Annotated in this window: 27 protein-coding genes; 20 read left to right on the forward strand and 7 right to left on the reverse strand. The window is 72.3% G+C overall.

Going from position 1 to position 25,340, the window contains the following annotated elements:
- Positions 1-292 precede the first annotated feature (292 nt).
- From AB0C20_RS09315 to AB0C20_RS09330, 4 genes are all read left to right on the forward strand, one after another.
- Complete coding sequence (locus tag AB0C20_RS09315) at positions 293-1,456, forward strand: sensor histidine kinase (RefSeq protein ID WP_357190122.1); 1,164 nt, start codon at positions 293-295, stop codon at positions 1,454-1,456.
- Entirely contained in the window at positions 1,453-2,109 is a 657-nt protein-coding gene (locus tag AB0C20_RS09320) for a response regulator transcription factor (protein ID WP_357190120.1), read from the forward strand. Before AB0C20_RS09315 ends, AB0C20_RS09320 begins: the two co-directional genes overlap by 4 nt.
- A 114-nt stretch (positions 2,110-2,223) precedes the next feature.
- Complete coding sequence (ffh, locus tag AB0C20_RS09325; RefSeq protein WP_238681251.1) at positions 2,224-3,783, forward strand: signal recognition particle protein; 1,560 nt, start codon at positions 2,224-2,226, stop codon at positions 3,781-3,783.
- A gap of 65 nt (positions 3,784-3,848) precedes the next feature.
- Positions 3,849-4,928: an amidohydrolase family protein gene (locus AB0C20_RS09330; protein ID WP_357190117.1), complete on the forward strand. Its 1,080-nt coding sequence runs from the start codon at positions 3,849-3,851 to the stop codon at positions 4,926-4,928.
- A gap of 353 nt (positions 4,929-5,281) precedes the next feature.
- On the opposite strand, the gene AB0C20_RS09335 is transcribed toward AB0C20_RS09330, so the two are convergent.
- A complete protein-coding gene (locus tag AB0C20_RS09335) occupies positions 5,282-5,878 on the reverse strand; it encodes a TetR family transcriptional regulator (protein WP_357190115.1) in 597 nt (198 codons plus the stop codon).
- A 239-nt stretch (positions 5,879-6,117) separates the two neighbouring features.
- Between AB0C20_RS09335 and proS the strand changes: the two genes are divergently transcribed.
- The 12 genes from proS (at position 6,118) to AB0C20_RS09395 (ending at position 14,357) form a co-directional block, all read left to right on the forward strand.
- The gene (gene proS, locus AB0C20_RS09340) at positions 6,118-7,524 is read left to right on the forward strand and encodes a proline--tRNA ligase (protein WP_357567690.1); all 1,407 of its coding nucleotides are present in this window, start codon (positions 6,118-6,120) and stop codon (positions 7,522-7,524) included.
- 49 nt (positions 7,525-7,573) lie between these two features.
- Entirely contained in the window at positions 7,574-8,194 is a 621-nt protein-coding gene (locus AB0C20_RS09345) for a DUF402 domain-containing protein (protein WP_266303420.1), read from the forward strand.
- 229 nt (positions 8,195-8,423) lie between these two features.
- Positions 8,424-8,924, forward strand: a complete 501-nt coding sequence (rpsP, locus tag AB0C20_RS09350; protein WP_357567691.1) for a 30S ribosomal protein S16 — start codon at positions 8,424-8,426, stop codon at positions 8,922-8,924.
- Positions 8,899-9,159: an RNA-binding protein gene (locus AB0C20_RS09355; RefSeq protein ID WP_186718042.1), complete on the forward strand. Its 261-nt coding sequence runs from the start codon at positions 8,899-8,901 to the stop codon at positions 9,157-9,159. Before rpsP ends, AB0C20_RS09355 begins: the two co-directional genes overlap by 26 nt.
- Positions 9,159-9,713, forward strand: a complete 555-nt coding sequence (gene rimM, locus AB0C20_RS09360; protein WP_357190112.1) for a ribosome maturation factor RimM — start codon at positions 9,159-9,161, stop codon at positions 9,711-9,713. Before AB0C20_RS09355 ends, rimM begins: the two co-directional genes overlap by 1 nt.
- 11 nt (positions 9,714-9,724) lie before the next feature.
- Positions 9,725-10,498, forward strand: coding sequence for a tRNA (guanosine(37)-N1)-methyltransferase TrmD (gene trmD / locus AB0C20_RS09365; RefSeq protein ID WP_357567692.1), 774 nt, complete (start codon positions 9,725-9,727; stop codon positions 10,496-10,498).
- Between the two features lie 144 nt (positions 10,499-10,642).
- Positions 10,643-10,999, forward strand: coding sequence for a 50S ribosomal protein L19 (gene rplS, locus AB0C20_RS09370; RefSeq protein ID WP_030335223.1), 357 nt, complete (start codon positions 10,643-10,645; stop codon positions 10,997-10,999).
- A gap of 183 nt (positions 11,000-11,182) precedes the next feature.
- Entirely contained in the window at positions 11,183-12,052 is an 870-nt protein-coding gene (lepB, locus tag AB0C20_RS09375; RefSeq protein WP_357190110.1) for a signal peptidase I, read from the forward strand.
- A 10-nt stretch (positions 12,053-12,062) separates the two neighbouring features.
- Entirely contained in the window at positions 12,063-12,698 is a 636-nt protein-coding gene (gene lepB, locus AB0C20_RS09380; RefSeq protein ID WP_238686885.1) for a signal peptidase I, read from the forward strand.
- 47 nt (positions 12,699-12,745) lie between these two features.
- Positions 12,746-13,231, forward strand: a complete 486-nt coding sequence (locus tag AB0C20_RS09385; RefSeq protein WP_357567693.1) for an NUDIX domain-containing protein — start codon at positions 12,746-12,748, stop codon at positions 13,229-13,231.
- Positions 13,225-14,037: a ribonuclease HII gene (locus AB0C20_RS09390; protein WP_357190106.1), complete on the forward strand. Its 813-nt coding sequence runs from the start codon at positions 13,225-13,227 to the stop codon at positions 14,035-14,037. The genes AB0C20_RS09385 and AB0C20_RS09390 overlap by 7 nt, the downstream gene beginning before the upstream one ends.
- Complete coding sequence (locus tag AB0C20_RS09395; protein WP_007075222.1) at positions 14,034-14,357, forward strand: DUF2469 domain-containing protein; 324 nt, start codon at positions 14,034-14,036, stop codon at positions 14,355-14,357. Before AB0C20_RS09390 ends, AB0C20_RS09395 begins: the two co-directional genes overlap by 4 nt.
- Positions 14,358-14,419: 62 nt before the next feature.
- Here AB0C20_RS09395 and AB0C20_RS09400 read toward each other — a convergent pair whose 3' ends face one another.
- Complete coding sequence (locus AB0C20_RS09400; protein ID WP_357567694.1) at positions 14,420-15,562, reverse strand: sulfite oxidase; 1,143 nt, start codon at positions 15,560-15,562, stop codon at positions 14,420-14,422.
- Between the two features lie 145 nt (positions 15,563-15,707).
- Between AB0C20_RS09400 and AB0C20_RS09405 the strand changes: the two genes are divergently transcribed.
- A complete protein-coding gene (locus AB0C20_RS09405; protein ID WP_357190191.1) occupies positions 15,708-16,154 on the forward strand; it encodes a DUF4240 domain-containing protein in 447 nt (148 codons plus the stop codon).
- A 142-nt stretch (positions 16,155-16,296) separates the two neighbouring features.
- Positions 16,297-17,019 carry a M23 family metallopeptidase gene (locus tag AB0C20_RS09410; RefSeq protein WP_357190102.1) on the forward strand — a complete coding sequence of 241 codons (723 nt, stop codon included), beginning with the start codon at positions 16,297-16,299 and terminating at the stop codon, positions 17,017-17,019.
- Here the strand turns inward: AB0C20_RS09410 and AB0C20_RS09415 are convergent.
- The 5 genes from AB0C20_RS09415 to AB0C20_RS09435 form a co-directional block, all read right to left on the reverse strand.
- Positions 16,940-18,121: an aminotransferase class V-fold PLP-dependent enzyme gene (locus AB0C20_RS09415; protein WP_357190100.1), complete on the reverse strand. Its 1,182-nt coding sequence runs from the start codon at positions 18,119-18,121 to the stop codon at positions 16,940-16,942. The genes AB0C20_RS09410 and AB0C20_RS09415 overlap by 80 nt on opposite strands.
- A 106-nt stretch (positions 18,122-18,227) precedes the next feature.
- Entirely contained in the window at positions 18,228-19,265 is a 1,038-nt protein-coding gene (locus AB0C20_RS09420; RefSeq protein ID WP_357567699.1) for a tyrosine recombinase XerC, read from the reverse strand.
- Positions 19,266-19,631: 366 nt separating this feature from the next.
- A complete protein-coding gene (locus AB0C20_RS09425; RefSeq protein WP_357567695.1) occupies positions 19,632-20,846 on the reverse strand; it encodes a DNA-processing protein DprA in 1,215 nt (404 codons plus the stop codon).
- Complete coding sequence (locus tag AB0C20_RS09430; protein ID WP_357190093.1) at positions 20,843-22,363, reverse strand: YifB family Mg chelatase-like AAA ATPase; 1,521 nt, start codon at positions 22,361-22,363, stop codon at positions 20,843-20,845. Before AB0C20_RS09430 ends, AB0C20_RS09425 begins: the two co-directional genes overlap by 4 nt.
- A 30-nt stretch (positions 22,364-22,393) precedes the next feature.
- The gene (locus AB0C20_RS09435; RefSeq protein WP_357567696.1) at positions 22,394-22,753 is read right to left on the reverse strand and encodes a YraN family protein; all 360 of its coding nucleotides are present in this window, start codon (positions 22,751-22,753) and stop codon (positions 22,394-22,396) included.
- A 204-nt stretch (positions 22,754-22,957) separates the two neighbouring features.
- Here AB0C20_RS09435 and AB0C20_RS09440 point away from each other — a divergent pair, with 204 nt between their 5' ends.
- On the forward strand, positions 22,958-24,022 hold the full coding sequence (locus AB0C20_RS09440) for a hypothetical protein (protein WP_357567697.1): 1,065 nt from the start codon (positions 22,958-22,960) through the stop codon (positions 24,020-24,022).
- Between the two features lie 403 nt (positions 24,023-24,425).
- Positions 24,426-25,262, forward strand: a complete 837-nt coding sequence (rpsB, locus tag AB0C20_RS09445) for a 30S ribosomal protein S2 (protein WP_357567698.1) — start codon at positions 24,426-24,428, stop codon at positions 25,260-25,262.
- The last annotated feature ends 78 nt before the right edge of the window (positions 25,263-25,340 follow it).

Consider the following 25,340-nt stretch of genomic DNA (forward strand, 5'->3'; position numbering starts at 1 on the left):
CTTGCTGCGTAGCGCGGTCGGGTGCTGCTCGACCGTTGGCCGCGCGTGCCAGCCGGGTCACTCCTACGAGCGTGATGCCTCACAGTCATCTTGATGCCTCACAGTCATCAGGCTCGTGAGGGTGTCCGCCGTCGTTGCGGGTTGCGGTCGGGAGTGTCATCACGCTCGTGCGGGTGCCCGCCGCCAACGCGGCGCGATCGGAGGCCCGGTGCGCGGGTACGTCCGGGGGCGTAGGGGCGGTGTCGCTCGTGGGCGCACGTCGAGCGGCACCTGCGCGGGCAGAATGACGGCCATGCGACGAGGCGGGCAGTGGCGGTGGCCGGAGGTGGCGGCGGATGCCGCGCTGGCCGTGGCGCTGCTCGCGTTCGGGTTGCTCGCCACCGGTCTGGCTGGGGACAACCAGCCGGGGTCGAGGCCGGTGGACGCCGCCAGTCGGGTGCTGATCGTCGTCGCCGCCCTCGCCCTGCTGGTCCGGCGGCGTGCTCCGGTTGCCGCCCTCGCAGTGGTCACGGTGGCCACCTCGACGTACCTGCTGATCGGTTACCCGTACGGGCCGATTCTGGTCACGTTCCTGGTCGCGGTCTACACAGTGGCCGTGCGGCTGCCGGTGCGACCGGCGGCGCTCGCCACCGGTGGTGCGTTCGTCCTGTTGTTGGCGCACGTCTTCTTCGGGCGGGGGCCCGCGCCGGGTTGGACGGGAGTGCTGCCCGCGTCGGCCTGGGTGGTCGTACCGTTCTCGGTGGGGGTGGTGGTGCGGGTGAGCCGTGAGGCGACAGCGCGTACCCGTGCCGAAGAGGCTCGCAGCCGAGTCGAGCAGGCGCGACGGCAGGCCGACGAGGAGCGGCTGCGCATCGCGCAGGAGGTGCACGACGTGGTGGGGCACGGGCTGGCCGCGATCAGCATGCAGGCGGAGATCGCCCTACACCTGCTGCCGAAGCGGCCGGAGCAGGCGGAGGTGGCCTTGACGGCGATCAGCCGGACCAGCCGCGAGGCGCTGGACGAGTTGCGGGTCACCCTGGGCGCGGTGCGGCGGGGTGCCGAGCGCGAACCGGTGCCCGGCCTGGCCCGGCTCCCCGCGCTGCGCGACCGGCTCGCCGGGGCGGGGCTCGCCGTCGAGGTGCGCGTGGTCGGGGACCCCAGGGAGGTACCGGCCGCTGTCGACCTGGCCGCGTACCGGGTGGTGCAGGAGGCGTTGACCAACGTGCTGCGTCACGCGGGGGTGGCGAGCGCGGAGGTGACAGTGGACTACCGCGCCAACGAGGTGACAGTCGAGGTCGCCGATCGGGGGGTGGGTATCGGCCGCGCCGGGACGGCTCCGGCCGACGACGAGGGTGGCCACGGTCTGGCCGGGATGCGCGAGCGGGTCGCGGCGCTGGGCGGGCGGTTGACCACCGGGCCGCGCGCCGGGGGCGGGTTCCGGGTGTACGCGGGGCTGCCCGTGGAGCCGGCGACGTGATCCGGGTGCTGATCGCCGACGACCAGGACCTGGTCCGGCTCGGGCTGCGCGCGCTGGTGGAGAGCGAGGACGACCTGGCGCTGGCCGGCGAGGCGTCCGACGGTCTGCGGGCTGTCGAGTTGGCCCGTCGGGAACGGCCGGACGTGGTGCTGATGGACATCCGGATGCCCGGCATCGACGGCATCGAGGCGACCCGCCGTATCGTCGCCGACCCCGATCTGACCGGTACCCGCGTGGTGGTGCTCACCACCTTCGAGCTGGACGAGTACGTCTTCGACGCGCTGCGCCACGGTGCGAGCGGGTTCCTCACCAAGGACACCAGGCCGGCCGAGCTGCTGCGCGCGATCCGGCTCGTCGCCGAGGGGGAGGCGCTGCTGTCGCCGTCGGTGACCCGGCGGGTGGTGCGGGAGTTCGCCACCCGGCCGTCCCGGGTGCTACGTCCGCACCCCCGGCTGGACGCGCTCACCGATCGGGAGCGTCAGGTGGTCGGCCTGGTCGGTGAGGGCCTCAACAACGAGGAGATCGCCGCACAGTTGGTGGTCAGCCCGGCAACCGCGCGGACCCACGTCAGCCGGGCGATGGGCAAGCTGGGAGCCCGGGATCGGGCCCAGCTCGTCGTGTTCGCGTACCAGTCGGGGTTGGTGTCGGGGTGAGGCCCGGGCCGGGCGACAGCGGCCCTACGGCCGGGCGGTTACCCTAGCGGTGGCCGGACTCCGCAGTGCCGGCCGCGTTGTGCCCGCCGGAACACTGACAAACGGGATGTTCGCGTGTTTGACACCTTGAGTGACCGCCTGTCCGGGATCTTCACCAAGCTCCGCGGCAAGGGGCGGCTCACCGACGCCGACATCGACGCCACCGCGCGCGAGATCCGCCTCGCGCTGCTGGAGGCGGACGTCGCGCTGCCGGTGGTCAAGGGCTTCATCGCGGCCGTCAAGGAGCGGGCCCGCAGCTCCGAGGTCTCCCAGGCGCTGAACCCGGCCCAGCAGATCATCAAGATCGTCAACGAAGAGCTGATCAAGGTGCTCGGCGGCGAGGGGCGGCGGCTCCAGTTCGCCAAGCAGCCGCCGACGGTGATCATGCTGGCCGGCCTCCAGGGTTCCGGTAAGACGACCCTCGCCGGCAAGCTGGCCCGCTGGCTCAAGGGTCAGGGGCACCAGCCCCTGCTCGTCGCCGCCGACCTCCAGCGCCCCAACGCCGTCGGGCAGCTCCAGGTGCTCGGTGGCCGGGCCGGTGTCGAGGTGTACGCCCCGGAGCCCGGCAACGGCACCGGTGACCCGGTGCAGGTGGCCCGTGCGTCGATCGAGCACGCGAAGCGCGCCGCCCGCGACATCGTCATCGTCGACACCGCCGGCCGGCTCGGCATCGACGCCGAGATGATGCAGCAGGCCGCCGACATCCGCGACGCCGTCTCGCCGGACGAGGTCATCTTCGTCATCGACGCGATGGTCGGTCAGGACGCCGTCCGCACGGCCGAGGCGTTCCGCGACGGCGTCGGCATCACCGGTGTGGTGCTCTCCAAGCTCGACGGCGACGCCCGTGGTGGTGCCGCGCTGTCGGTCCGCGAGGTCACCGGGCAGCCGATCCTGTTCGCCTCCACCGGTGAGAAGCTGGAGGACTTCGACGTCTTCCACCCCGACCGGATGGCCAGCCGGATCCTCGGCATGGGCGACGTCCTCACTCTGATCGAGCAGGCCGAGCAGGCCTTCGACTCCGATCAGAAGGAGAAGATGACCGCCAAGCTGATGGGCGGTGAGCAGTTCACCCTTGACGACTTCCTCGACCAGCTCATCGCGGTGCGGCGGATGGGCCCGATCGCCAACGTGCTGGCCATGATGCCCGGCATGGGGCAGATGAAGGACCAGCTCGCCGAGCTGGACGACAGCCACTTCGACCGGGTCACCGCGATCATCCGGTCGATGACCCCGGGCGAGCGGACCAACCCGAAGATCATCAACGGTTCCCGCCGGGCGCGCATCGCCAACGGCTCCGGGGTCACCGTGATGGACGTCAACCAGCTGCTCAACCGCTTCGCCGACGCGCAGAAGATGATGAAGCAGATGGGCGGCATGATGGGCCTGCCCGGCGGTGGCCGCCGCAAGGCGACCAAGTCGCCGAAGAACAAGCGCAAGGGCACCAAGGGCGGCGGTCGTCCGCGTACCGGCGCCGGCGCCGGGATGCCCGCCGGCTTCCCGGGTGGCATGCCGCAGCTCCCGCCGGGGATGGACCCGAACGACCTCGCTGGCGGCCAGGGCCTGCCGCCCGGCTTCAAGCTCCCGAAGATCGACTTCAACAAGCTCGGCAAGGGTGGCGACAACCGTCCCCGCTGACCTCTGTGCGGGTCGAGGACGACCTGCTCGCCCCCGACGGGGAGTGATCGGGTAGGACTGTGCCCATGGCTCTTCATGTGCGCGGCGTGCTGCTTCCCGACGACGAGGTACGGGATCTCTGGCTGGTCGGCGACCGGGTGACCTTCACCCCGGTGCCCGGTGCGGAGACCGTCGTCGACGGCGGTTTCGTGCTGCCCGGGCTGGTCGACGCGCACTGCCACATCGGCATCGCCCGAGGTGGCGCCCCGATCACCTCGCTCGACCAGGCCCGCGCACTGGCCCACGTCGACCGGGACGCCGGAGTGCTGGCGATCCGGGACGCCGGCTCGCCGTACCCCTACCCCGAACTGGACGACGAGCCGGGCCTGCCGCGACTGGCCCGCGCGGGCCAACATGTCGCCCCGCCGAAGCGCTACCTGCGCGACATCGGCGTGGAGGTCGACGCGACCGAGGTCGCCGCCACTGTGGCCGCGCAGGCGCGGGCCGGCAACGGCTGGGTCAAGCTGGTCGGCGACTGGATCGACCGGGGCGTCGGTGACCTGGCGCCGGCCTGGGACGCGGACACCCTCACCGCCGCCGTGCGGGCGGCGCACGACGCCGGGGTACGCGCCGCGGTGCACACGTTCTCCGAATCGGCCGTCGAGATCATGGTGCGGGCCGGGGTGGACTCGGTGGAGCACGGCACCGGGCTCAGCCTCGACCTGATCGACGAGATGGCCCGCCAGGGCACCGCACTGGTTCCCACGATGATCAACATCGCCACCTTCGAGGGCATCGCCGAGCAGGCGCGGGGCAAGTTCCCCGGGTACGCCGACCACATGCTCGCGCTGCGCGACGGCTTTCCCGAGGTGGTGCGTGCCGCGTACGAGGCTGGGGTGCCGATCTACGTGGGTACCGACGCCGGCGGCGGCATCGATCACGGGCTGGCGGCCGAGGAGATGCTGCTGCTGCACGAACGGGCCGGCATGGCACCCATCGACGTACTCGCCGCCGCCTCCTGGGGCGCCCGCGCGTGGCTCGGCTTCGCCGGCCTGGTCGAAGGCGGCCTTGCCGACCTGACCGTCTACCCCGAAGACCCCCGTAGTGACCTGCGCGTCGTCCGCGCCCCGTCCCGCACGATCCTCCGCGGCCGCGTTATCCGCTAATCCCCGCAGGCACCCCGCCGCCCCGTGTGGCGCCGGCCGAGCCGGATCGTGCGGACCGTGCGCGTCGGGCCCCTGTCATGCCGATCCGTGCCCGCGCGCGGATCGGCGCAAGATCGTGCTCGATCCAGGTTGTGGTGGCATCCGCCGAACGCCGAGGCCCCTACATCCAGGATCGAGCGTGATCTTGGTGCTCGGCGGGGTAAGAACCCGCGCGACATCGGGGATGTTGCTGCCTCCCGCGCGCCTGAGGCAGCAACATCAGGGAAGTTGCTCGGATCTTGGTGCGGGGTGCGGGGTGCGGGGTGCGGGGTGCGGGGTGCGGGGTGCGGGGTGCGGGGGGTCAGGGGGCTGGTTCAGGGGGCTGGGCGGGCGGCGGCGGTGAAGAGGTGTACGGCAAGGTCGGCGAGGGCCGTGGCGGTCTGCTCGATCGGTTCGCCGGGGAGCACGATGTGGCTGACCACCAGGCGGACGATGGTGTCGGCGGCGAAGGCCAGCGCGGCTCTGTCCGCTCCGGGCAGGTGGTCGCCGGCCCAGTCGATCAGAGCGCCGGAGGCCTCGGTGAGCACCACCTCGGCCCGGGTGGTGAGGTACGGCAGTAGCTCGTCCGAGCCGCCCCGGGCGCTGGTCAGGATCGCCTTGATCAGCGGGTTTTCCGCCGCCGTGGTGAGGGTGTGCGCGATAGCCGCGTACGCGCCGGCCCGTACGTCGGTGCCGTGGGCGAGCAGAGCGGCCCGGACGGCGCCGACGAACCGGTCCACCTCGGCACGGGCGAGCGCCTCGGCCAGCCCTGCCTTGCTGCCGAACTCGTTGTAGACGGTCTGTCGGCTCACCCCGGCGGCGTTCGCGACGGCACCCATCCGGACGCCGTCCCACCCGGTCGCGACTGTCAGCGCGCGGGCGGCGTCGACGATGCCGGTCCGTACCGGGGTGGGGTCCCTCTGCTCGATCATGGTGGTCGAAGTGTAGGCCGGTGTGTCGGCGCGAACCGGTCGGCGATCGGGCTGGTCGACTGCCGGTGTCGGGCCACCCAGCGCGCCCGGCTTGCGGCCAGGTGTGCCACATCGGGGGCCTCGGGCTCGGGGGCGGGAGCCGCTCCGGCGTGCCGATCGAGGAAGGTCTTGACGGCGGATGCCGACGTTGCCGCGCCCGAGCGCACCGCCCTGACGAGCGGCGCATAGGATGTGCGGTCATGGCACGCGTGCTCACTCCCCGTGCGGAGGATTTCCCCCGCTGGTACCAGGACCTGATCGCCAAGGCGAAGCTGGCCGACAACGGCCCGGTTCGCGGCACCATGGTCATCCGACCGGCCGCCTACGCGATCTGGGAGCGTATGCAGGCTGAGATGGACGCTCGGATCAAGGCGGCGGGTGCGGAGAACGCGTACTTCCCGTTGTTCATCCCCGAGAGCTACCTCAAGCGCGAGGCGCAGCACGTCGAGGGCTTCTCGCCGGAGCTGGCAGTCGTCACCCACGGTGGTGGCAAGCCCCTGGCCGAGCCGGTGGTGGTGCGTCCGACCAGCGAGACGGTCATCGGCGAGTTCATGGCCAAGTGGATCGACTCGTACCGGGACCTGCCGCTGCTGCTCAACCAGTGGGCGAACGTGGTCCGGTGGGAGCTTCGTCCGCGGATCTTCCTGCGTACCAGCGAGTTCCTCTGGCAGGAGGGGCACACCGCGCACGCCACCCGTGAGGACGCCCGGGTGTACGCGCGGCGGATCCTGCACGAGGCGTACGAGGACCTGATGGTCAACGTGATCGGCATTCCGGTGGTGGTCGGCCTGAAGACGACGCGCGAGCGCTTCGCCGGGGCGACGGCCACGTATACCTGCGAAGGCATGATGGGCGACGGCAAGGCGTTGCAGCTGGGCACCAGCCACGAGCTGGGCCAGAACTTCGCCAAGGCGTTCGACATCAGCTACTCCTCCAAGGAGGGCGGCCGGGAGCACGCCTGGACGACCTCCTGGGGCACGTCCACGCGGATGCTCGGTGGCCTGATCATGGCGCACGGCGACGACAACGGTCTGCGCGTGCCGCCGCGGCTCGCGCCGATCCAGGCGTACGTCATGATCGTCAAGGACGGCGACGGCGTCGGCGAGGCGGCGGCCAAGCTGCGCGACGGCCTGCGCGACGCCGGTGTCCGGGTCGCGCTCGACGACCGGACCGACACCCCGTTCGGCCGCCGGGCCGTCGACGCCGAGCTGCGCGGCTATCCGGTACGCGTCGAGGTCGGCCCCCGTGACCTGGCCGTGGGCAACGCGACGGTGGTGCGTCGGACCGACGGCTCGAAGACCCCGACGCCGGTGGCGGACGTTGTCACCGCGGTGCTGGCCGCCCTAGAGACCGACCAGCAGGTGCTGCACGACCAGGCGCTGGCCAACCGCGAGTCCCGCACGGTGGAGGTGGCCACCCTGGCCGAGGCGATCGAGGCCGCCGCGACCGGCTGGGCGCGGGTGCCGTGGTCGGCGGTCGGCGTGGCCGGTGAGGCGGAGGCGAACGGCCAGGGCGTCACTGTGCGCTGCCTGTTGCGCGCCGATGGCTCGGTACCGGACTCGGAGGACGAGCCGGATCTCGTCGCCATCCTCGCCCGCGCCTACTGAGGTGCGGCCGGGCAACCCCGTCGACCGGTTCGCGCCGGGTCGGCTGATCATGCATCGGAACGTGCGGCACGGCCGGATCGGGTGGGTCCGGCCGGCCCGCGTGGTCAGCGACGACGATCGAGGGTTGCTGGTCTGGATCGCGCGGGACTCGCCGGTGGCCCACGAGGTGACCGAGGCCGGGTTGGGGATGCGGGCGATGCCGTTCGCCGAGTGGATCTCGTCGACGTACCGGTTGGCGGAGGGACGTTGGAACGGCCCGCCGCTGTTGAAGTTCCTGCCCACGGGGGCGGCACACTCCGTCTGGTGGTTCCGGGACGCCCAGGGCCGGTTCGCCCACTGGTACGTGAACCTCGAGGAGCCCGGTGTCCGCTGGGACGACGGCTCGGTGGCCGGCGTCGACGTGGTGGACCAGGACCTGGACGTGGTGGTGTGGCCGGACCGCAGCTGGGAGTGGAAGGACGAGGGCGAGTTCGTCGAGCGGCTCGCCTTCGGGGCCGACTACTGGGTGACCGACGAGAAGGCGGTCCGCGCCGAGGGGGAGCGGGTGATCGCGCTCGCCGAGGCCGGCGAGTTCCCGTTCGACGGCACCTGGTGTGACTTCACACCCCCACCAGAGTGGGGCGTACCGGACAAGCTTCCGCCGGGATGGGACCGTCCGCCGGTGCGTTGAGTCGTGTTCCAGGTCACCCACGATGCGGTGTCCGGGTCCGATGCGTGCGATCGGCAGCGGATCTGGCAGAATGGGTCGCTGGTATCCGGCGCGCGTCCGGCGCCCTCTAACCCGGGCACGTCGCCAGTCCACCGAGTAGTCTCCGGCCCAACCCCACGGGTCCGGTCGGCGCTCACCCATGCACACCGCCCGCCTGGGCCGGTGAGATCGCAACAGGAGCGAAACAACTGTGGCCGTAAAGATCCGGCTCCTGCGGATGGGCAAGATCCGCAACCCGCAGTACCGCATCGTCATCGCCGACTCCCGCACCAAGCGTGACGGTCGGGCGATCGAGTTCGTCGGGATTTACCAGCCCAAGGAAGACCCCTCGATCATCGAGGTCAAGTCGGAGCGGGTCCAGTACTGGCTGTCCGTCGGCGCTCAGCCGAGCGAGGCGGTGCAGCGGCTGCTCGAGCTGACCGGTGACTGGCAGAAGTACAAGGGCCTGCCGGCCCCGCCGCCGCTCCTGGTCGCCCCCGAGCGGGCCGACCGCAAGGCGACGTACGAGGCTGAGGCGAAGGCCGCCGCCGGGCTCGCCCCGGAGACCCCGGCCAAGCCGGCCAAGAAGGCCGCCAAGGCTGCCGAGGCTCCGAAGACCGAGGCTCCCGCTGAGGCTCCGGCTGCCGAGGCTCCGAAGACCGAGGCTGCGGCCGAGGCGCCGGCCGCTGCCGACGCCGGTGAGCAGGCCTGACATGCCACTGCGTCCGGCGTTGGAGCACCTGGTCAAGGGCATCGTCGACCACCCGGACGACGTCCGGGTGCGGCTTGTCGATTCCCGTCGGGGCAAGCGGCTCGAAGTCCGCGTGCACCCCGAGGACCTTGGCACTGTGATCGGGCGGTCCGGCCGGACCGCCAAGGCGCTGCGCCAGGTGATCGGCTCCATCGGCGGGCGCGGGGTTCGCGTCGACATCGTCGACTCGTACTGATGCAGCTCGTCGTCGGCAGGATCGGCAAGCCGCACGGTGTCCGCGGTGAGGTCACCGTGGAAGTGCGGACCGACGAGCCCGAGGCACGGTTCGCCCCCGGTACGGTGCTGCGCACCGAGCCGGGGGCGACACCCCCTCCAGCCAGCGATGAGCCCGGGGTGCCGTTCCGGGTTCCCGCGGAGCTGACCATCGAGGAAGCCCGCTTCCACCAGGGCCGGGTGCTGATCGCGTTCGAGGGCATCCCGGACCGCAACACCGCCGAGGCTCTGCGCGGGACGCTGCTCGTGGTGGACAGCGCCGACGTGACCCCACCGGACGACCCGGAGGAGTTCCACGACCACCAGTTGGTCGGTTTGGCCGTGGTGACCCCGGCCGGCGAACGCCTGGGCGAGGTCGCCCGCATCGACCACGCGCCCTCGTCCGACCTGCTGGTGCTGCGGCGCCCCGAGGGGCGTACCGCGTTGATCCCGTTCGTCCGGGCGATCGTTCCGGAGGTCGACCTGGCCGGCGGACGTGTGATCGTCGACCCGCCAGCCGGACTGCTCGACCTTTAGGACCAGCCCGCATGCGCGTCGACGTCGTGTCGATCTTTCCGGAGTACTTCGCCCCGCTGGACCTGTCGCTGATCGGGCGGGCGCGGGCCAACGGCGTACTCCAGCTCGCCGTGCACGACCTGCGGACCTGGACCCACGACGTGCACCGCACCGTCGACGACACCCCCTACGGTGGCGGGCCGGGAATGGTGATGCGCCCCGAGCCGTGGGGTGAGGCACTGGACGCCCTCGCGCCTGTCGACGCCCCGCCGCCAAGGCTGCTGGTGCCGTCGCCTGCCGGTGCCCCCTTCACCCAGGCCATGGCGTACGAGTTGGCGGCCGAGTCGCATCTCCTCTTCGCCTGCGGCCGCTACGAGGGGATCGACCAGCGGGTCCTGGCGCACGCCGCCACCCGGATGCCGGTCACCGAGGTGTCGCTCGGTGACTACGTGCTCTTCGGCGGCGAGGTCGCGGTCCTGGTGATGCTGGAGGCGGTCACCCGGCTGCTGCCGGGGGTGCTGGGCAACGCGGGCTCGTTGGACGAGGAGTCGCACGCGCACGGGCTGCTGGAGGCGCCGATCTACACCAAGCCGCCGAGTTGGCGCGGGCACGACGTGCCGGAGGTGCTCCGCTCCGGTGACCACGGCAAGATCGCCCGCTGGCGGCGCGAGGAGGGTCTGCTGCGGACAGCGGCCCGCCGTCCGGACCTGCTGGCCGCGCTGCCGGCCGATCGGCTCGACAAACGGGACGTCGCGGCCCTCGACCAGGCCGGATTTCAACCTCCACCGGGGGATGTGGCAAAGTAGGGGGGTTGCCGCATCCGTCCGCGCCCGCGGTCGGCTGCGAGGATCCCCGACCGGGGATCGGTTCGCCGATCACCACCCGGGAATCAGAATCACCCACCCGCGCACCGAGTGACGGTGCGCCGTGAGCCTTACGAGGACGCAGCGATGAACATCCTGGACGCCCTTGACGCCCAGTCGAAGCGGACCGACCTTCCCGACTTCCGGGCCGGTGACACCGTCAAGGTGCACGCCCGCGTCGTCGAGGGCAACCGGTCCCGTGTCCAGATCTTCCAGGGCGTCGTGATCCGCCGCCAGGGTGACGGTCTGCGCGAGACCTTCTCGGTCCGCAAGGTCAGCTTCGGTGTCGGCGTCGAGCGGACCTACCCGCTCAACGGCCCGGGCATCGACCGGATCGAGGTCGTGACCCGCGGTGACGTGCGTCGCGCCAAGCTCTACTACCTGCGCGAGCTGCGCGGCAAGAAGGCCAAGATCAAGGAGAAGCGGGAGAAGCAGCCCAGCTGACTTCCCGCTCGCCACGCCGCCCGACCTGCGCGTATGCCGTACCGACCAGAGCGCACTACCCTGGTCGGTACGGGCGCAGCGAGGCGGCGATCCCGCCCAGGTGGCGGGTAGTTGTCCACTACCGCCCGTGGAGCCTCGACGAGGCTCCCGGGCGGTGGTGTTTTCTGCGGACCGGGGAGTGGCGTGGTGCAGACGCTTGACGAGGACGGCACCGTCGATCCGTGGCGCCGACGGGCTCGCCGCACCCGCCGGCAGATGCCTCTCTGGCAGGAGTTGCCGCTGCTGCTGGTGGTCGCGTTCTGCCTCGCGGTGCTGATTCGCACCTTCCTGCTCCAGGCGTTCTTCATTCCGTCCGGCTCGATGGAGGACACTCTCCTCGTCGATGACCGGGTGCTGGTCAACAAGGTCGTCTACGACGTTCGTGACCCGCTGCGCGGCGAGGTGGTGGTCTTCCGGGGCACTGACCGCTGGGCGCCGCAGGTCGACGAGCAGCCGAAGCCCGGCGTCGCCGGGCGGCTCGCGCGCACCATCGGCGACCTGGTCGGGGTGAGCCGCCCCGGTGAGAAGGACTTCATCAAGCGGGTGATCGGTCTCCCCGGTGACCGGGTCAAGTGCTGCGACAGTCAGGGCCGGGTGACAGTCAACGGCATCCCGCTCAACGAGCCGTACGTCCTGCGGGACTCACCCCTGGACCTGCCACCCAACCCGGCGGAGTGTCGCTCCCGGCGCTTCGACGAGGTCGTCGTGCCGCCCGGTCAGATCTTCGTGATGGGTGACCACCGTGAGATCTCCCAGGACGCGCGCTGCCAGGGGCCGGTGCCGATCGACAACGTCGTCGGCCGGGCCTTCATGGTGGTCTGGCCGTCGTCGCGGTGGAGCGCGCTGTCGGTGCCGTCCACGTTCGAGGACGTCTCCGGGCCGGCCACGGCGTCCCCCGGTGCGACTCCGGCGCGACCGACTCCGCAGGGCGGTGTGCTGCTGATGCTTCCGTTGGCAGCCGCGCTACGTGGTTCCCGCGCGTTCCGGACGGTGCCGTCCAGCCGGGCAACGTAGGCTCCTTTGCGTGATTGACGAGCAGACCGACAAGCCGCGCAGCTCCTTCTGGAAGGAGCTGCCGATCCTGCTGGGTGTGGCGATCCTGGTCGCGGTGCTGGTCCGCGCCTTCGTGCTGCAGACCTTCTTCATCCCCTCCCCGTCCATGGAAAACACTCTCAAGATCGATGACCGGGTGCTGGTCAACAAGCTGGTCTACGACTTCCGGTCACCGCACCGCGGTGAGGTGATCGTGTTCAAGGCTCCGACCGCGTGGAGCGGCAACCCCGACGGTGAGGACTTCATCAAGCGGGTGATCGGCATCCCCGGCGACCACGTGGTCTGCTGCGACCCCGAGGAACGGCTGATGATCAACGGCAAGTCGCTGGACGAGCCGTACATCTTCTCGATGGACGGGATTCGCGACAAGGCCGCCGACCAGGAGTTCGACATCACAGTGCCGGAGGGCCGGCTGTGGGTGATGGGCGACCACCGGTCGGCCTCCGGCGACTCACTGGAGCACTGGCAGCAGTCCGGGCAGAACATCACCGAGGCCACCATCCCCGAGGACGACGTGGTCGGGCGGGCGTTCACAGTCTTCTGGCCGGTCAACCGGGCCACCTGGCTGACGGTGCCCGACGGGTTCGACGGCATTCCCAAGCCGTAGGCCGACGGGGCGTGGGCGATCCGCCGTCGGTCTGGCAGGCTGGTGCGGTGACCGTCTACACCCCTCGACGCGCGGCCCGCGTGCTGCTCGTCGACGCGGCCGGCCGGGTCCTGCTGTTCGAGGGCTTCGACCCGGCCCGACCCGGGCACCGATACTGGTTCACTCCTGGCGGCGGGCTCGATCAGTCGGAGTCCCCGGCGGCGGGCGCGGCTCGGGAGCTGGCCGAGGAGACCGGCCTGCGGCTCGACCCGGCCCAGCTGGGCGAGCCGGTCTGGTCCGACGCGACCGAGTTCTCCTTCGACGGCATCTGGTACCGCCAGGAGCAGGATTTCTTCCTCTTCCGGGTGGACTCCTGGCGGGTGGACACCACGGGCTTCAACGACATCGAGCGACGCAGCATCGCCGACCACCGCTGGTGGGTTCCGGACGAGCTGGCGGCCAGCGGTGACCGGTTCTACCCGCCCGAACTGCCCGCCCTGCTGACCCGGCTGGGGCAGTCGACCACCGCCGGCCAGGACGAGGCATCGTGCTGACCCCGCCGCGCACGGTGGTGCGCCGCGAGGCCGGCCTGTACGCCCTGGAGCGGGCGTTGCAGCGGCGCGGCTTCCGGCACGTCGCCGGCGCCGACGAGGCGGGCCGGGGGGCGTGCGCCGGTCCGCTGGTCGCCGCCGCGGCGGTGCTGCCCGAGGGGCGGCGCGGCGAGATCGACGGGCTGGCCGACTCGAAGCTGCTCACCCCGGCCAGCCGGGAACGGGTGTACGCGGAGGTCGTGGACCGCGCGCTCGCGTACGCCGTGGTGGTCATTCCGGCCGAGGAGGTCGACGCCCGGGGTCTGCACGTGTGCAACCTGGCCGCGATGCGCCGGGCGCTCGCCTCGCTCACCACCCGCCCGGAGTACGTGCTGACCGACGGGTTCGGCGTGGACGGCCTGGGTGTGCCCGGGCTGGCGGTGTGGAAGGGCGACCGGGTGGCCGCGTGTGTGGCGGCGGCCAGTGTGCTGGCCAAGGTCACCCGGGACCGGCTCATGGTGGAGTTGGACGCGGTGTTCCCGGCGTACGGCTTCGCCGAGCACAAGGGCTACATCACCCCGGAGCACTCGGCGACGCTGCGGGAGCACGGGCCGTGCCGGGAGCACCGGTTCTCGTACGTCAATGTCGCCGCGGTCTCCGGCCGCGACGGCCGGCCGCCGCGCGCCCGACGGCCCGGCAGCCACGGCCCGGTTGAGCCGATGGAGCGCTCGTGGGCGTCAGGGGGTACCGTCGGCGTGGCGTTGGGCGAGCAGCCTCGGCCTCCGACGCCGGTGGGGGAAGATGTGGCCATGGAAGGCGGAGTGCGATGAGCGCGGAAGATCTCGAGAAGTACGAGACCGAGATGGAGCTGCAGCTCTACCGGGAGTACCGCGACATTGTCCGCCAATTCTCCTACGTGGTGGAGACGGAGCGTCGGTTCTACCTGGCCAACCAGGTCGACCTGCACGTGCGTAACTCCGACGGCGAGGTCTACTTCGAGGTCGAGATGCACGACGCCTGGGTGTGGGACATGTACCGTCCTGCCCGCTTCGTGAAGAACGTCCGGGTGATGACCTTCAAGGACGTCAACGTCGAGGAGCTGGAGAAGCCCGACATCTCACTGCCCGCCGACTCCGGCTTCGGCGGCTGAGCGCACCCGAGCCGCCGGGCCGTGCCACGGGCCCCCCACCCGTGGCGTGACACCACCGCCGATCACTCGGCCGGCACCACGACCTCGACCCGCTGCACCATGTTGTTGGCGAAGCCGCCACGATTCCACTGTTGCTCGACCGGCTGGGTCCGCCCGGACGCGTCGGTCGCCCGCGCGCCGAGCACGTACCGGCCGGGGGTGGCGACCCACTCGTGCCGCCAGCGCCGCCAGGCGAAGTCCCCCGCGTCCGTCGGGTCCAGCTCGGCTGGCGCCCAGCTCTGCCCGCCGTCGGTGGTCACCTCCACGGCGACCACCGGGGCGTGCCCCGACCAGGCCCGACCATCCAGCGTGCACGGGCCCTGTCGCAGCACCCGGCGACGGGACATGAAGTCCGGGAAGCCGGGCGGACGGACCAGCGCCCGCGGCTCGATCCGGGTCACCGGCACGCCCCTGTCGTCCGCGTCGCGGCGTACCCGGTAGGCCACCGCGTTCTGGTACCCCTCGAACGGCTCGGTCCGCAGCTCTATCGAGTGGACCCACTTCACGTGCGCCATGCCGTACCAGCCCGGCACGATCAGCCGCAGCGGCGCGCCGTGCTGCGGCAGCAGGGGAGCGCCGTTCATCTCGTACGCCAGCAGCACCTCCTCGCGCAGCGCGTCGGCGACCGGAAGCGCCCGCTGGTAGTCCTGCTCGATCCCACGCTCCACACCGTGATCGGCGCCGGTGAAGACCACGTCCACCGCGTCCGGGTCGACGCCCGCCTCGCGCAGCAGCGGAGCGAGGGGGGTGCCGGTCCACTCGGCGTTACCGACCGCCTCGACGAGCCAGGGCTGGCTGACCGGCCGGGGGTGCAGCAGGGCCCGCCCGTTGCCGGCGCACTCCAGTGTCACCTGCCGGGTGACGCGGGGCCGCTCCCGCAGTTCGGCGAGGGTGAGCGTCAACGCACGGTCCACCGCACCGCCGATGGTCAGCGTGTGCGCCGCCGGGTCGAGCTCCGGGATGTCGTAGTGGATCAGCAGGTAGTGCAACCCGGCCGGGGTGACGTCGTAGCGCAGCGCCTCCAACGGGATGCCGTGATTGCGGGCCGCTAGCTGCAACTCCTCGGCGCTGATCGTCTCGTCCGGCTCCGCGAGCCGGGACGGGCCGCTCACGTCGGCCACGGTGGGCCCGGTGGGGGACGACGTCCGGTCATCGAGAGTGGTCATGCGGCCTCCCCGGTACAGACGGCGGCACCCGCCGTACGCGGCCCAGCCTAGGCCTTCCGTGGCGGCCCGAAAACGGCACCAGAGGTACGGCGGCGTGGGGTCAGCGGCCGGTACTGGTTCGTCCGAGCGATCATCAAGGGTTGTGATGATTGCGGATGAGGAATTCTGGCGGCTCGTCGCGGTGCTGGGCGGTCGGCCCGAGGCGCAGGACGACGGGCCGTACGAGCGGTTGACCGCCGTGCTGGCGGACGAGCCGGTGGAGCGGATCGTCGGCTTCGCCGAGACGCTCGCGTTCACGCTCCACCAACTGGACCGTCGGGTGCTCGCTCAGGCTGTCCTACCCGGCGCCGACCGACTGTCCGATGACGGTTTCCTGTACGCCCGTTGCGCGGTGGTGGTGGCCGGACCGGCGGCGTTCGATGCCGTGCTGGCCGATCCGGCGGCGTTCGCGCGTTTCACCACCGACGAGGCCGCCCACGCGGAATCGATCCTCGACGTCCCGTCCAACGCCTATGAGAAGGCGACCGGGAAGGAATGGGAGCACGTCGAGGAGTACGACTACGAGACCGGTTCCAACGAGCAGTGGTGGTGACCTGGTCAATCAGGCGTCGGCCCCGCGTCCGGGCATAGCAGATCATCGAGGGCGTCGGGTGGTCGTCCACAGCACCTCCGGTTGTCCACAGCCCCGTCGGCCGGGCCGGCGGACGACACCGCGTCGGCCGGAGGCTGCCGTCATGCGACAGCCATCCGTCCGTTCGATCCGCCGCACGCTGCTGCTCTGCGCCGCGCTCCCGCTCGCACTGACCATTCAGCTCTGCGGGCTGGCGGTGCTGGTAGCGGCGGTGCCCGGCCAACCACCGACCCCGACCGTGCCGGTCGCAACCGTGGCGGAGCCAGCCGCTGCCCTGGCCGTGCCGGTCGCCGCCCCGACGCCCGCCGGACGGTTCCGCTGGCCGGTCGACGGGCCACCCCGTCCGGTGCGCCGGTTCGACAGGCCGCCGCGACCGTGGCTACCCGGGCATCGCGGCGTCGACTTGGCCGCCCCCGCCGGGGCGGTGGTCCGCAGCGCCGGGCCGGGCACCGTGCTCTTCGCCGGCCTGGTGGCCGGTCGACCGGTGGTCACAGTGGGGCACGCCGACGGGCTGCGGACCACCCACGAGCCGGTCCAACCCGCCGTACGCCCCGGCCAGCCGGTCACCGCCGGCGCGCCGCTGGGCGAGCTGTTGCCCGGGCATCCGGGGTGCCCGGCCGAGGCGTGCCTGCACTGGGGCCTACGCCGGGGCGAGGAATATCTCGACCCGCTGGCCCTGCTCGGCCTCGGCCCGGTGCGCCTGCTCCCGGTCGGTCCGGTCCCGGTGTCCGCTCCCGGCCGCCCGGTCAGCGCTGGGCGAGCAGTGCCGGCAGCCGTACGGCCAGCCGTTCGTACTCGTCGGCGGCGTTGTAGACCTGGCCGGTGAGCCGCAGCCACCCCCGGCCGCTCCAACTCATCACCGCCACCTCCGCGGCGATCCGTTCACCGATGCGCGCCTGTAACGCCCGCGCGGCGTCGATCGTGGTGCCCGTGCCGGCCGGCAGGGGGATGAGGCGCAGCGCCACCCCCGGTCCGCCGGGGTCGGGCAGATCGGCGGGCGCCACCCCGAGAGCGTCCCCCACCACCCGCTGGCCGTACGCGGCGAGCGCGGCGTTGTGCGCCCGCACCCGGTCGACGCCGAGACTGCGCATCGTGAACAGGCCCGCCGGGGCGGCCAGCCAGGGCGTGTAGTCGAGAGTCGCCTGCCACTCGAGCCGGGCCGGGAAACCCGACTCCTGCTCCCAGGACACCACCAGCGGTTCGATCCGGTCCCGCCACTGCGGTGCCACAGCCAGCAGGGCGGTCCCGCGCGGGGCGTACGCCCACTTGTGCAGGTTGCCCACCCAGAAGTCAGCGCCGATGCTGTCTACCGGGGTGGGCAGCATGCCCGGGGCGTGCGCGGCGTCCACCAGGACCGGCACGCCGTGTTCGCGGGCCACCGCGACGATGGCGGCGGTGGGGAAGAGCTTGGCGGTGGCCGAGGTGAGCTGGTCGACGACGAGCAGCCGGGTCCGCCCGGGGCGCAGACCAGCGCGGATGCTCTGCACGATCTGCTCGTCGGTGGCGGCCAGGGGGATCGGCAGGACCCGGCCGACCGCGCCGGTGCGGCGGCACTCGCGCTGGATGGCCAGGCTCACCGCCCCGTACCCGTGGTCGGTGCTCAGCACCTCGTCGCCGGCAGTGAGGCCCACCGACTGGAGCACCACGGCGACGCCGGTGGTGGTGTTGCCCACCAGGGCGCTGCCGTCCGGGTCGGCGCCCAGGAACCCGGCGAGGTGCCGGCGGGTGTGCGCGATCCGGTCGACGAGCCCCTGGGTGAAGAAGCGCAGCGGGTTCGCCTCCATCTCGTCGCGCAGCCGCTGCTGGGCGCGCTGCACGCCGATCGGCACCGCGCCGAACGAGCCATGGTTGAGGTGGCTGACCGCCGGGTCCAGGGAGAAGAGCAGGCGGGCGCCCGGGATCGGCTCAGGAGGATTCGGGACGCTCACTTGATGATCGTAACCGCCACGTGTGCGTGCCCTCCGGCCCTCGATCAGGCGTGGGTGCGCCTCGCGGCCGTCGGTCAGGCGCGTGGGTGCGCCTCGCGGGCCTTGCTCACGCGCGCGGGTGCGCCTGCCGGTACGCGGCACGCAGCCGCTCGACCGAGACGTGGGTGTAGATCTGCGTGCTCGCCAGCGACGAGTGACCGAGCAGCTCCTGCACGGCGCGCAGGTCGGCGCCGCCCTCCAGGAGGTGGGTGGCCGCGGTGTGGCGGAGATCGTGCGGGCTGGTCCGGGGCAGCCCGGCGGTCTCGGCGTACGCACCGACGATCTGACGTGCTGTCGTCGGGTTGAGCCGACCACCCCGGGCACCCAGCAACAGCGCGTCGCCGGAGCGGGCACCCACCATCGCCGGGCGGCCCCGGCGCAGCCACTCGTCCAACGCTCGCTGGGCGGGCACCCCGTACGGCACCGAGCGCTCCCGCCCGCCCTTGCCGAACACCCTGATCACCCGCCGGCCGTGGTCGATGTCGCCGACGTCCAAGCCGCACACCTCGCTGACCCGTACGCCGGTGGCGTAGAGCAGCTCCAGCAGCACCCGGTCCCGTAGCGGCACCGCCTCGGCCGCTTCCGCTGCGCCCTGCGCTGGTCCGGCTGCTGCGTCCGCGGGCTCGGCGTCCGTGCGAGCTGGGTTCGTGGGTGGCGCGTTCGGGGACGGTGCCTGCCGGGACGGTGCCTCGACCAGAGCGGCGGCCTGGTCGGCGCGCAGCACGCTGGGCAGTTCCCGGTGCGCGCGAGGGCTGGCCAGCGTGGCGCCCACGTCGGCGGGGAGCAGCCCGGCCCGGTGTGCCCAGGCGCTGAACGCCCGCGCCGACGCGGCCCGCCGGGCCAACGACGTGCGGGCCGCACCAGTGGTGCGCTGCTTCGCCAGCCAACTGCGCAGCACCGACAGATCCAGCTCGGCGAGGTCGACGCAGCCCATCCGGACGGCGTGGTCGAGCAGTGAGACCAGGTCGGTGACGTACGCGCGGACGGTGTGCGCCGAGCGGTTACGGACCCGGGACAGGTGCTCGGCGAAGTCGTCGACAGCGTCGCGCAACGCCGGCGGAAGTGCCTGGTGCATGGCCCGGGTGCCCCGGTCCGGTCGGCTCATCGTGGCCGCGCCGACGTGCCGGCCGGTACCTCGGCCCCGGCACCCCTCACTGATGGCTGACACGGCACCAGCCTACGGCCGGCCCGCCTCCGCCACCGGACACGACGGTGCCGGTGGCGACCCCCGACTACCGGCTGTTGTTCCTTTTGATGAGGAACACGACCACGCCGACAACGAGCACGGCGGTCACGACGAGACAGCAGAGCACGCTGATGTGCCACGGCTTGATTGCACCCATGACCGGGCACGGTACCGGCAGTGAAGGCCGGCCGGGATCCCGACCGCGAGAGGCTGGCCGGGATCCCGGCCGCGAGAGGGTGCGGGCATCCGGACGACACCCCGGCCGGGCGGCGGTGACGCATCCGCTCAGGTAACAGGTCGACGGGACGTCTCCGCCGTCGCACACTTGAGCTTGGCGGGCGGGGCGAGGGCATAGCCGTCGTCGCGACGGACCACCATGGACAGCTCCTCCAGCAGCGACAGCTTGCGCAACGCGGTCCGTACGTCGACGCCGGCGCGGGCGGAGAGCCGGTCCACGCCCATCGCGCCTCGGCGGGGCAGCGCCTCCAGCAGCGACCGCGTGTCGTCGTCCAGCGCGTCGGTGGCCCGCTGCGGTCCACGGGCCAGCGGGGCCAGGTCCGCGCCTATCCGGCCCACCTCCTCCAGCACGTGTGCCACCCCGGTGACCAGCCGTGCCTTGGGGTGCTCCCGCAGGAACTCGTGCGCGCCGACGGACATCGCCGAGGTCACCGGCCCCGGCACCACCATGGCCACCCGATTGGAGTGGATGGCTCGCCGCGCTGTCTGCGTCGCGCCACTGCGCGCCGACGCCTCCACCACGACGGTGCCCCGGGTGCCCGCGGCGATCACCCGGTTGCGGATCAGGAACCGGGGCCGCAGCGGCTCGGCACCGGGCGGCCACTCGCTGACCAGCAGCCCCGTCTCGGCGATCCGGTCGAAGAGCGCGGCGTTGCCCATCGGGTACGGACGGTCCAGCCCGCAGGCGAGCACCGCGACGGTCAGACCGCCCGCGGTGAGTGCGCCGCGGTGGGCGGCGGCGTCGATGCCGAACGCGCCACCGGACACGACAGTCCAGTCCCGCTCCGCCAAGCCATACCCCAGCTCGGTCGCGACATGCTGCCCATAGCCGCTGGCCGCCCGCGCCCCGACCACTGCCACCGAGCGATCCAGCGCCTCGCCGAGCGGCCAGCCCCCGCGTACCCAGAAGCAGAGCGGCGGGGCGGTCTCACCGTCCACCCGGCGGCTGACGTCCGGCAGCCGCAACGCGGCCAGGCTGGCGACCGGGGCCGGCCACTCCTCGTCGTCCGGCGTGACCAGCCGGGCACCCAGGCGGTCCGCCCGCTCCAGGGCCTCCGCGGCCACCGCCCGCGCGTCGCCGGCCGCCGAGCGTGCGGCGACGGTGGTGTGCAGCCAGCCGTCCGGACTGCCGCCGTTGAGCAGCAGGTCCAGGGTCTCCACCGGGCCGTGTCGTTCGACCAGGTGATGCACCGCGCGTGTGCCCGGCTCCGCCAACCAGGTCAGGGCGACCCGGGCCAACCGTCGTTCCTCGTCGGCGCTCACGCCGCCTCTCCCGTCCGTAGTTGAAGCGCTTCCCGGACGTCGTCCTGGTCAGGTCGGTCGCGACCGTCCAGATCAGCGATGGTCCAGGCCATCCGGATCACCCGGTCGAAGCCGCGCGCCGAGAGTGAGCCGGAGTCGAGTCGGCCCCGCAGCTCCGCTGTGACCCGGGCCGGCAGCCGCCACGGCGGTCGGCGCAGGTGCGGGCCCTCCACCTCGGCGTTGAGCCGTCGGCCGAGGTCGGCCCAGCGGCTGGCCGCCGCCTGCCGGGCCGCCGCCACCCTTGCGGCGACCGTCGCCGAGGGCTCGACATCTCCGTCGGTCGCCATCAGCTCGGCCGCCCGCACCGGCATCAGCCGCACCTGGACGTCGATCCGGTCGAGCAGCGGCCCGGAGAGTCTGCCCAGGTAGCGGCGGCGGGCCAGCGGCGAACACTCGCAGTGCGCGTCACCGGCCGGCTTCGCGCACGGACAGGGGTTGGCGGCCAGCACCAACTGGGTGCGGGCCGGGTACACGGTGCCGCCCCCGCTGCGGCTCAGCTGGATGCGGCCGTGCTCCAGCGGCTGGCGCAGCGCCTCCAGCGCACCCTTGCTGAACTCTGGAGCCTCATCAAGGAAGAGCACCCCGCGGTGTGCCAGTGACACCGCGCCGGGTCGGGCCAGCCCCGAGCCGCCCCCGACCAGAGACGGCACCGTCGCGGTGTGATGCGGCGCCTGGAACGGTGGGCGACGCAGCAACCGACCGCCCGGCGGCAGCAGCCCGGCGACCGAGTGCAGCGCGGTGACCTCCAGCGCCGCGTCGTCGTCCAGCTCGGGCAGGATCGACGGTAGTCGTTCGGCGAGCATCGTCTTGCCAGCGCCCGGCGGGCCGAGCAGTGCCACGTGATGCCCACCGGCGGCGGCGACCTCCAGGGCGCGCCGACCCAACTGCTGCCCGGCGACGTCGGCGAGGTCCGGCCCACCGGCCGACGGCTCCGGGATGTCCGCCGGTGGTTCGATCAGCGGCGTCCCGTCCCGAACGAAGGTGACGAGCCGGTGCAGGTTGTCCACCGCTCGCACCCGTACCCCGGGGATGACGGCGGCCTCGGCGGCGTTGCCGACCGGGACGATCACCCGCGCGATGCCGGCCTGGGCCGCGGCGGCGACCATCGGGAGTACGCCGCGCACCGGCCGGACCGTGCCGTCGAGCCCCAGCTCGCCGAGGACCACCACCCCCTCCAGGGGAAGCAGCGGCAACTCACCCGAGCCGCCCAGCAGCGCCGCGGCGATGGCCAGATCGAAGGCCGACCCGAATTTCGGCAGCGTGGCGGGCAGCAGGTTGAGAGTGATCCGCCGATTCGGCCAGCGCTGACCGGAGTTGACAACGGCGGCGCGGACCCGGTCGCGGGCCTCGTGCAGGGCGGTGTCCGGCAGACCGGAGATCACCACCGCCGGCAGGCCGGCGGCCAGGTCGGCCTCCACCTCGACGAGGTGGCCGGTCACCCCGACCAGCCCCACGCAGAGCACCTTCGCGTAGCTCACGACGCGTCACCGATCCTCCGGGTACGCATGTCAGAACGCGCCCTTGAGGTGGTCGACCTGCGCCAGACCGGCGTCGGGCAGCCGCACCGACAGCACGTCGAAACGCACTTCCTCGGCTGTCGTACCGGTCTCGGTCAGCCACCGCGCGGCGAGCCCTCGCAGCCGGCGGGCCTTGGCCGGCACTACCGCCTCGGCCGGCGTGCCGAAGCCCTCACCCCGGCGGGTCTTCACCTCGCAGAAGGCGAGCACGGGCCCGTCCCACGCGATGATGTCGATCTCCCCGGCGGGGCAGCGCCAGTTTCGGGCGATCGGGCGCAGCCCCGCCTCGGTCAGGTGCCGGGCCGCACATTGCTCGCCGTACGCGCCAACCGCCTGGTTCCGCTTCGTCATGGCCGGCACGGTGCCCGCCGGAGGGCGATCGCCGCGACCCGGCAGCCGCCCACCTGTGGACAACGGGGGTGCTGTGGACAGTCGGATGATCATGCCCGCGCTGTGCTACGGCGCGACTCGTGGCCGCGCTGCCCCGGACGATCGGCGGCGCGGTCGGCCGGGCTGAAATGGCGCGGGCGTGGCCGGTCGCATACGGTGCCTGACGTGGACGGACGACGGAGTTTTCCGGAAGATCAGGAGTCGCGCTGGTACCCCGACGAGCGGGGTCGCGGTTACGGCGAGTCGGAGTGGCGCGGCGCGGGCGAACCGCGGTACCGGGACAGCGAGATCCCCGAGCAGCGTGGTGCGGAGGACGGCCGCTCCGTCGAGGACACCGGCGTCGGCCGCCGCCGGGAGCCGGACTCGGGACGCTTCGGCGCCGTCGACGCGGGCCGCTTCGGTACGCCGGAGTCGGATTCGGGTCGCCTGAGCGCGGTGGACGCGGGCCGCTTCGGTACGCCCGAGTCGGACTCGGGTCGCTTCGGCGCCCTGGACGATCAGACCGGTCGGTTCGGGGCGAGCGAGGCTGATTCGGGGCGTTTCGGCGCGGTCGACCCGTTGGGCGTCGCGCGGCCGGAGGCGGACGGTTACCGGGCCACCCGATCGCGTCGGGCGGACCGGGACCCCTCGGAGACCTCCGGTGAGCTGCCCGGACGCCGCGCCGCCCGCGAGACGGCCGCGGCGGGATCTCCGGTGACCAGCGCGTCGCCGGAGACGTCCCGCGACAGCACGTCGACAGCGCCGGCCGGCGTGCTCGCCGACCAGGCTCGTCCCGCTCCGTTCGCTGGGTACCCGATCATCGAGCCGACCCGGGGTGGCGGCGACACTCCGCACCCGCTGGAGATGCCGACCGGTCCGATGCCCGGGATCGGCCCGCGACCCGACCTGCCCGCAGGTGAGCCGCCGGTGTATCCGCCGGCCGCCGACGGCGTCTATCGGACCCGTCGACCGGTGCTGGCCGTACTCTTCGCCCTGCTGGTGTTGGTCTTCGAGGTTCCGGCGTTGCGGGTGCTGCTGGCGGGCGTGACCGGCGACCCGGTGGACGCCGGGAACGTGGTGGCGGGTATCGCCCTGGTCGCCGGTCTGCCGATCTTCGCGACCGGGCTGTACGGGCTACGAACCGGAGGTCTGGCGCTCGCCGACAACGGTCGGGGCTGGTTGCGCCCACCGACGGCCTACCTGACCGTCGGCCTGGTGCTCTTCGTGGCCGCCGCGCTCGCCGCCGGCTGACCCGGCCCGGCCCGCCGCCGGCCTGTCGCGCGTCCCGACGGTTCGGACAACAACCAGGAAATAGTGGCCTCCGGCGACGCGGAGGCCACTATTTCCACGAACCAGTGCGATCTTCCCGGCAACGCGCGCTGATACGAGCAGCATCGGGCGAGCGGGCGGCGGAGCGGCGGAGCAGCACGCCACGCGCACCCCGGGGCGGCTGAACGGGTGAGGGGCGTACACTGGCCAACTGGCGACCGCCTCGTGCGGTCGACCTCGCGCGCCCTCTTCACGAATCGTCGTGGAGCGACGGCCTCCCTGGTCCCGATCTTGATCGGGTCCACCATGGGTCGGCGACCAGGCGCCAGGACGCCCGGCCACCGGCCGGGCGTGACAACCAGGGACCTTGAGGAGTACCCCAACCATGGCCGTCGTGACCATGCGTCAGCTGCTGGAGAGCGGTGTCCACTTCGGGCACCAGACCCGGCGCTGGAACCCGAAGATGAAGCGCTTCATCATGACCGAGCGCAACGGCATCTACATCATCGACCTGCGCCAGACCCTCGAGTACATCGAGAAGGCGTACGAGTTCGTGCGTGGGACCGTCGCCGAGGGTGGCAGCATCCTGTTCGTCGGCACCAAGAAGCAGGCCCAGGAGGCGATTGCCGACCAGGCGACCCGGGTCGGCCAGCCGTACGTCAACCACCGCTGGCTCGGTGGCATGCTGACCAACTTCCAGACCGTTTACAAGCGGCTCCAGCGGATGAAGGAGCTGGAGGGCCTGGGTGACCTCAGCGGCACCGCCGCCGGTTACACCAAGAAGGAGACCCTGCAGCTCTCCCGCGAGAAGATCAAGCTGACCCGCACCCTCGGTGGCCTGCGGGACATGCAGAAGCTTCCCGCCGCGGTGTGGATCGTCGACACCAAGAAGGAGCACATCGCCGTCGACGAGGCCCGCAAGCTGGGCATCCCGGTGATCGCGGTGCTGGACACCAACTGTGACCCGGACGAGGTCGACTTCCCGATCCCGGGTAACGACGACGCGATCCGCTCGGCGGAGCTGCTGACCAAGGTCGTCGCCGCCGCCGTCGCGGATGGTCTGATCGCGCGTTCCGGCCGTCGCCGGGGCAACGACGAGAAGCCCGAGGGTGTCGCGAGCGACGAGCCGCTGACCGAGTGGGAGCGCGAGCTGCTCGAGCCGAAGAAGGCCGACGAGTCGGCCGCTCCGGCCGCCCCGGCCGCCCCGGCCGGCCCGGGCTGACGATGGCGAAAGCGGTGCTTCCCACGGAGACCACGAGGGCCAGAACCAGCCCGCCGAGGCGTCGCTGCCGGCTCCGTC

The organism is Micromonospora sp. NPDC048843 (assembly GCF_040649965.1).
Taxonomy (GTDB): Bacteria; Actinomycetota; Actinomycetes; order Mycobacteriales; family Micromonosporaceae; genus Micromonospora; species Micromonospora hortensis.

Bases quoted from the DNA above. Each gene is read 5' to 3' on its own strand.
- AB0C20_RS09315 (WP_357190122.1), top strand. From the start codon at position 293: ATGCGACGAGGCGGGCAGTGGCGGTGGCCGGAGGTGGCGGCGGATGCC.
- AB0C20_RS09330 (WP_357190117.1), top strand. From the start codon at position 3,849: ATGGCTCTTCATGTGCGCGGCGTGCTGCTTCCCGACGACGAGGTACGG.
- AB0C20_RS09335 (WP_357190115.1), bottom strand. From the start codon at position 5,878: ATGATCGAGCAGAGGGACCCCACCCCGGTACGGACCGGCATCGTCGAC.
- proS (WP_357567690.1), top strand. From the start codon at position 6,118: ATGGCACGCGTGCTCACTCCCCGTGCGGAGGATTTCCCCCGCTGGTAC.
- AB0C20_RS09345 (WP_266303420.1), top strand. From the start codon at position 7,574: ATGCATCGGAACGTGCGGCACGGCCGGATCGGGTGGGTCCGGCCGGCC.
- rimM (WP_357190112.1), top strand. From the start codon at position 9,159: ATGCAGCTCGTCGTCGGCAGGATCGGCAAGCCGCACGGTGTCCGCGGT.
- trmD (WP_357567692.1), top strand. From the start codon at position 9,725: ATGCGCGTCGACGTCGTGTCGATCTTTCCGGAGTACTTCGCCCCGCTG.
- rplS (WP_030335223.1), top strand. From the start codon at position 10,643: ATGAACATCCTGGACGCCCTTGACGCCCAGTCGAAGCGGACCGACCTT.
- AB0C20_RS09395 (WP_007075222.1), top strand. From the start codon at position 14,034: ATGAGCGCGGAAGATCTCGAGAAGTACGAGACCGAGATGGAGCTGCAG.
- AB0C20_RS09400 (WP_357567694.1), bottom strand. From the start codon at position 15,562: ATGACCACTCTCGATGACCGGACGTCGTCCCCCACCGGGCCCACCGTG.
- AB0C20_RS09405 (WP_357190191.1), top strand. From the start codon at position 15,708: ATGATTGCGGATGAGGAATTCTGGCGGCTCGTCGCGGTGCTGGGCGGT.
- AB0C20_RS09410 (WP_357190102.1), top strand. From the start codon at position 16,297: ATGCGACAGCCATCCGTCCGTTCGATCCGCCGCACGCTGCTGCTCTGC.
- AB0C20_RS09420 (WP_357567699.1), bottom strand. From the start codon at position 19,265: ATGAGCCGACCGGACCGGGGCACCCGGGCCATGCACCAGGCACTTCCG.
- AB0C20_RS09435 (WP_357567696.1), bottom strand. From the start codon at position 22,753: ATGACGAAGCGGAACCAGGCGGTTGGCGCGTACGGCGAGCAATGTGCG.
- rpsB (WP_357567698.1), top strand. From the start codon at position 24,426: ATGGCCGTCGTGACCATGCGTCAGCTGCTGGAGAGCGGTGTCCACTTC.